General features: G+C 46.8%; 1 protein-coding gene and 1 pseudogene. One reads left to right on the plus strand and one right to left on the minus strand.

Translation table 11 applies throughout. From position 1 onward, the window contains the following. Positions 1–2,846: pseudogene (locus F6K37_RS35540) on the plus strand (NB-ARC domain-containing protein); the annotation flags it as partial. A gap of 103 nt (positions 2,847–2,949) precedes the next feature. Here the strand turns inward: F6K37_RS35540 and F6K37_RS35545 are convergent. Then, positions 2,950–3,204: a PIN domain-containing protein gene (locus F6K37_RS35545; RefSeq protein WP_287255589.1), complete on the minus strand. Its 255-nt coding sequence runs from the start codon at positions 3,202–3,204 to the stop codon at positions 2,950–2,952. Positions 3,205–3,298: the final 94 nt, after the last annotated feature.

The raw sequence follows: 3,298 nt of genomic DNA on the forward strand, positions 1-3,298 counted from the left end.
TATCAATTACAGAAGCTCATCAGCAATTATTAGAACGTTATCAAACTAAGACCGATAAGGGATTATGGCATACCTTACCCGATGATGGTTATATCTATAGCCACTTAACCTGGCACCTAGAGAAAGCCCAAAAGATAGATGAAATTCATCAACTCCTGAAAGAAGAAACTTCAAAAGGAGATAACGGTTGGTATTGGCAGTGTGATAGACAGGGAAAAACTGCTAATTTTATCAAGGATGTATCGAGAGCTTGGGCAATAGCAGCAGCCAATTTTACAGAAAATCCTACAGAATCGATTAGTTTACAGTGTCGTTATGCTCTGATTACCACATCCCTCAACAGCTTGGCTGGAAATATTCCTCCAAGGTTAATGGCAGCATTAGTTGATAAAGAAATCTGGACGCCAGCTCAGGGACTAGCTTATGTGCGACAGAGCAAAGATTATAAACGTCAAGCAGAGGGTTTGAGGGCAATTAGTAAGTATCTTCCTTCTTCTTTATTACCGGAAGCCTTAGATTGCGCCAGAGGCATTTCGCATGAAGAAGATCGAGCCAATACCTTAAGAGCCTTAGCCCCCCACTTATCGGAAGTGTTGTTACACCAAGCCTTAGAAGTCGCCAGAGGGATTTCGGATGAAGATCACCGAGCCGATGCCTTAATCGGCTTAGCCCCCCACTTACCCCAAAGTTTGTTACCCCAAGTCTTAGATTGCGCTAGAGAGATTAAGTATGAAAAGTACCGAGCTGATGTCTTAATTGGCTTAGCCCCCCACTTACCCCAAGTGTTACCAGAAGCCTTAGAAGTCGCCAGAGCGATTTCGGATGAAGATCACCGAGTCTTAGCCTTAGTCGCCTTAGCCCCCCACTTACCCCAAGTGTTAGACCAAGCCTTAGATTGCGTCAGAGGGATTGGGTCTGAATACTCCCAAGCCAGAGCCTTAATCGGCTTAGCCCCCCACTTCCCAGAAATCTTGTTACCCAAAGCCTTAGATTGCGCCAGAGGGATTGGGTGTCAATACAACCGAGCCGATGCCTTAATCGCCTTAGCGCCCCACTTACCCCAAGTGTTACCAGAAGTCTTAGAAGTCGCCAGAGCCCCTGGGAATGAATACTACCGAGCTTTAGCCTTCATCGGCTTAGCCCCCCACTTACCTAAAGTGTTACCAGAAGCCTTAGAAGTCGCCAGAGCCCCTGGGAATAAATACCAGCAAGCTTTAGCCTTAGTCGCCTTAGCCCCCCACTTACCAGAAGTCTTGTTACACCAAGCCTTAGATTGCGCCAGAGGGATTTGGTGTGAATACTCCCGAGCCACAGCCTTAGTCGCCTTAGCCCCCCACTTACCAGAAGTCTTGTTACACCAAGCCTTAGATTGCGCCAGAGGGATTTCGGATCAAGAAGACCGAGCCAAGGCCTTAATCGCCTTAGCTCCCCACTTACCCCAAGTGTTACCAGAAGCCTTAGATTGCGCCAGAGCCATTCGGGATGAAGACTCCCGAGCAAAAGCCTTAATCGGCTTAGCCCCCCACTTACCTCAAGTGTTACCAGAAGCCTTAGATTGCGCCAGAGGGATTTCGGATCAAGAAGACCGAGCCAAGGCCTTAGTCGGCTTAGCCCCCCACTTACCAGAAGTCTTGTTACACCAAGCCTTAGATTCCGCCAGAGCCCTTGGGCATGAATCCCACCGAGCTCATACCTTAGTCGGCTTAGCCCCCCACTTACCCCAAGTGTTAGACCAAGCCTTAGATTCCGCCAGAGGGATTTTGGATGAAAAATACCGAGCCAGAGTCTTACTCCGCTTAGCCCCCCACTTCCCAGAAGTGTTACCAGAAGCTTTAGATTGCACCAGAACGATTGAGGATCAAAAATACCGAGTCAAAACCTTGCTGGGCTTAGACCCCCACTTACCCCAAGTGTTGTTAAGCAAAGTCTTAGATTGCGCCAAAGGGATTCGGAGTGAAGACTACCGAGCCAGAGTCTTAATCCACTTAGCCCCCCACTTACCCCAAAGGTTGTTACCAAAAGCCTTAGATTGCGCAAGAGGGATTCGGAATGAAGAAGACCGAGCCAGAGTCTTAATCCGCTTAGCCCCCCACTTACCCGAAGTTTTACCCCAAACCTTAGATTGGGCCAGAGGGATTGAGCGTGAATACCACCGAGCTTTAGCCTTAGTTGCCTTAGCCCCCCACTTACCCGAAACGTTATTACCAAAAGCCTTAGATTGCGCCAGAGGGATTTCGGATCAAAAATACCGAGCCAGAGCCTTAATTGGCTTAGCCCCCTACTTACCCCAAGTTTTACCAGAAGCCTTAGATTGCACCAGAAGGATTTCGGATGAATCCCAGCGAGCCGATGCCTTAAAGGAATTAGCCCCCCACTTATCGGAAGTGTTGTTACATCAAGCCTTAGATTGCGCCAGAGCGATTTCGGATGAATCCCAGCGAGCAGAAGCCTTACGAGCCTTAGCCCCCCACTTATCGGAAGTGTTGTTACACCAAGCCTTAGATTGCGCCAGAGCGATTTCGGATGAATACTGGCGAGCCGATGCCTTAGTCGGCTTAACCCCCCACTTACCCCAAGTGTTACCAAAAGCCTTAAACGCTGCCAGAGCAATTGGGTCTGAATCCCAGCGAGCCGGTGTCTTACACTACTTGATTAAGAAATTAAATCCTTCGTCCGTTGATTTTCCTTTTTGGCAACAAATTCTTGATAGTTTAGCTAGTCTAACCCGTCCCAATTTTCTTAACGCTCTTCCTAAATTAGCTCCTTTAATCATCAAGTTTGGGGGTATTGAAGCCCTAAGAGAAACGGTGGCAGCGGTTGAAGATGTTAGTCGATGGTGGAAATAGGGAATAGGGAGTAGGGAATCGGGAATCGGAACCCACCCCTAACCCCTCCCAGGAGGGGAACGGGAATCGGGAATCGGGAATCGGGGAGAGTTGTCCATCAACGTTATGGATATTTCAATAGATTGAGTTCTGAGATAAAGCGATAATCTCGTTGATTTTTACTGAGTAGAGGAATTTGATTTTCAATAGCGGTAGCAGCAATTAGAGCGTCTGGGATTAGGAGTCCATGACTGAGATAGTAGCGGCCTATCAACTGTTCTGCTTTGAGGGATATCTGAGCATTGAGTTGAATGATATAAAACTGTCTGAGGAATTTATCCAAAGAGTCTAATTCTTGTTTATTTCGACAACCAACAATTAATTATAGTTTAGTAATAATACTGATTTGAAATAGAGAATCTAAAACATCTCTATTTCAAATCAGTATTATTACTAAACTATAATTAATTGTT

The sequence above is a fragment of the Moorena sp. SIO4E2 genome (genome assembly GCF_010671945.1).
Taxonomy (GTDB): domain Bacteria; phylum Cyanobacteriota; class Cyanobacteriia; order Cyanobacteriales; family Coleofasciculaceae; genus Moorena; species Moorena producens.